3 protein-coding genes are annotated in these 2,462 nt (G+C 60.5%); 1 reads left to right on the top strand and 2 read right to left on the bottom strand.

The annotated features are described in order from the left end of the window. Positions 1-191 (bottom strand): SulP family inorganic anion transporter (locus CXY72_RS00170; protein WP_255409241.1); only part of this gene is annotated, 191 nt, incomplete at its 3' end. A 198-nt stretch (positions 192-389) separates the two neighbouring features. Here CXY72_RS00170 and CXY72_RS00165 point away from each other — a divergent pair. Continuing rightward, positions 390-788 (top strand): MerR family transcriptional regulator, encoded by a 399-nt coding sequence (locus CXY72_RS00165; protein ID WP_104125731.1) that lies wholly within the window; start codon positions 390-392, stop codon positions 786-788. Between the two features lie 11 nt (positions 789-799). Here CXY72_RS00165 and CXY72_RS00160 read toward each other — a convergent pair whose 3' ends face one another. Continuing rightward, a complete protein-coding gene (locus CXY72_RS00160; RefSeq protein ID WP_233197561.1) occupies positions 800-2,074 on the bottom strand; it encodes an MFS transporter in 1,275 nt (424 codons plus the stop codon). Between the last annotated feature and the right edge of the window lie 388 nt (positions 2,075-2,462).

Raw genomic sequence — 2,462 nt, 5'->3', positions numbered from 1 at the left:
GAGAACAGTCCGACTCGGGGGTCCACACCGGCGATGATGGAGAAGGCAATTGCTTCGGGGATGAGGGCCATGGCCACGACGAGGCCGGCGAGCACCTCCCGGGTGAGGATGCGCGGTGTGCGCAGAGCTTTCATCACGGTGGGATCGGCTTTGTACCGATTCTTCTCCGTGGTTTTTTCAATGATGGCCATGAGGCCTTCCTGGAGCGGGACACACGTATGGTGTCGGATGAGTAGAAGCAGTGAGTGTGGGCGCCCTATCGCGCACCTCCACCAGTCATCAGGGACAATGGTGGGAAAGTGGGCTCACATGACAATGTCAGCCAACTTCTGCAACACTACTATAACGTTAGGGTTGATTGCTAATCCGTTCGAGAAAAGGTATCAACTATGACTTCCCCAGCCACCACGGCCGCCACGGGCACCATGCATATTGGCGAGCTCGCCGAGAAGACCGGTCTCTCCCTGCGCACCATTCGTCACTATGACGAAATCGGGCTGCTGAAGGCCTCTGGTCGTACCGAGGGTGGTTTTCGCCTCTATACGCAGGAAGATCATTCTCGGCTGATGTTGATTCGCCGCATGAAGCCGCTGGGGTTTTCTCTCGAAGAGATGATGGCGCTGTTGAAGATCATCGACACGCTGCAGGGCGGTGTGGCTGGTTCGGACAATCCGGATGTCCGCGCGGAGCTTGACACTTTCATTGCGCAAGCGGTTGAGCGTCGGCAAAAACTTCAGGACCAGCTGGGAATGGCCGACGAGTTTCTTGAGCTTCTGCGCACTCAGTAGGGCCGAGCGGGCTAGGCGCGCTGCGGCGGTCGTACGAAGAGCGCGACGCCGATGACGATGGCGGGAATAAGTGCCAGCGCCAGTGCCGGCGTGGTGAAGCTGCCGGTCACGTCAAACCCGAGCGAGAGCGCAACTGGACCGAAAGCCGTCGACGCGAGGCCGATGGCCGTAGCTACTCCTCGGATATTGCCAATGTGTGCCAAGCCGTAATAGCGCACGTATGAGGCTGCTTCCATACCGCGCAGGCTCCCTCCGGCGGCGCCAAGAACGAGGCCGTAGACAATGGCCGCCATTCCGCTGGTCACCCACGGCAGCATAACGAGAGCCGCGGCCAGCGTCACCATGGAAAACACGATGAAAACCTTGGGACTAACCCGGTCGACGAGGCTGCCCGTGAGCAGCGTGGCCAGGATCCCGGTCACGGTCTGCGGCAGGAAGTTCGCGGCCGCCTCTAACGGGGTCAGGCCCTGGGCGCCTAAAATGGCGATTTGGTGAAACGCCAACGCCGTTGTCAACATGCCCGAGGTTGCCAGGCTCGCGGCGATAACCCAGAACATGCCCGATCGGATGGCCTCCCGCAGCGTCCACGATTCCTTCTGAATAGTGAGCTGAGCCGTGGAGGGGGTCGATTCCGGATCGACGGCGGGGGCGCGCCTGGGAAAGACCAACGTTAGCGGAATGACCACCACAGCTACAAGTACCGCTTCCCACCGCCACGCATCATAAATACCAACAGACGCGATCAGCCGCTCCACAAAGATCGGTGCGAGTGAGATGCCGGCCGAGCCAATGGCACTCGCAATACCTAAGGCCAGCCCGCGCCGATGGTGGATGGCCCGGGCAACCGCGGTGGTCGCGGCCAGGGTGAGCGCACCCTGGCCGGCCATCCGAACACCGGTGAAACCGGCGGTGAGCCCGATGATCTCACCAACGAAGCTGAAGGCTAGAAGGATGACGGCAAAGCTAAGACCAATCACGACCGTGACGGACCGTGCTCCCCATCGATCCAACGCCCGCCCAATAAACGGCTGCACGGACGCGCCAACGAGCGTGCCAATGAGATAACTGAGCGAGACATCCGTTCGCGACAGTCCCAGGTCGACAATTAGGGGATCTGTAAAGACGGAGAGACCGGCAGTCTGGCCGGGAGCCGTCATGACCGAGATCAGTCCGGCGGCACCGACGAGGGCCAGCCAGGACCATGAGATTCGCGGACGCGGGCGCGGCGCTGGCCTGTGAGCGGATGGTGGGGGAGAGTCAGAGGAGTGGGGTGCAGGAGAGGACACGGAAGCTTTCACGGGACTGGGGCAGACGGCGTGCCAGCGGTGCGCTGGCTGCGACGTGCGAGAGGAGCGCTTCTGGAAGGTTCGAATAACTTTCGAATGGTGAGCGACGCGCAAGCCCACCAACAGTTTATTCTCACGTGAGAGGGAGGATAGGAAATTGCCGTCAATTCATACTCTTCCCTTACGTTACGGTAGAGTTGGTGTAAGTGGTTGACAGAAAACCACTCACGCGGTCCCTGACCCGATCGCGGCCCCAGTTTTCCCCGTTCTAGGTTCCCGAGAGGAGCACTTCATGTTCATTCATCCCCTCGCTCGTACCGACCAGCACCTCATTCAGGATTTCATGCTGACCAAGATCACCCTCCTGCTGGCCCGCCACGCGGAACAT

Origin of the sequence: Cryobacterium sp. Y57 (assembly GCF_002929505.1) — a bacterium.
In the GTDB taxonomy this organism is placed as follows: Bacteria; Actinomycetota; Actinomycetes; order Actinomycetales; family Microbacteriaceae; genus Cryobacterium.
The sequence above is the reverse complement of the archived record's forward strand: the minus strand, read 5'-3'. Positions and strand labels throughout refer to the sequence as shown.

Excerpts from the sequence above, each read along its gene's own strand:
- CXY72_RS00165 (WP_104125731.1), top strand. The coding sequence starts at position 390 with ATGACTTCCCCAGCCACCACGGCCGCCACGGGCACCATGCATATTGGC.